Raw genomic sequence first — 379 nt, forward strand, 5'->3', positions numbered from 1 at the left:
ACTGAATCTGCATCTAAGACAGCATCAATAATTGAATCACTTTGACCATTCACTTGGACATCGCGTGCTTGTTTTGTCATTTGTACTTCACGTTTTTGAATACGGACATTCAAATCAGAAATTTCACTATATAATTTAGATACTTCTGATGATAGCTTGTTCTTTTTAGCTGTTAATGTATCGATTTGTTTGGCCGTTTCAACCATATCATTTTCAATCGCGGCAACTTTTGCTTCTGCATCTGACATTTGGCTAGTTAACGCATTAATTTTTTGATCTTGTTGTTGAATCTTTGTATCGTATTCATCTGCAAATGCTGCGGATGGTAACGCTACGCTTGTTAAGGTAATGGAACATACCATTAGAGCCGATAATACAC

Annotated in this window: 1 protein-coding gene; it reads right to left on the minus strand. The window is 35.9% G+C overall.

Annotation, left to right across the window (positions count from 1 at the left end):
* On the minus strand, positions 1–362 hold a 362-nt coding region (locus tag E4T71_RS09280; protein WP_368773485.1), incomplete at its 3' end, for a coiled-coil domain-containing protein.
* Between the last annotated feature and the right edge of the window lie 17 nt (positions 363–379).

This window comes from Streptococcus sp. WM07, assembly GCF_004570525.1.
In the GTDB taxonomy this organism is placed as follows: Bacteria; Bacillota; Bacilli; order Lactobacillales; family Streptococcaceae; genus Streptococcus.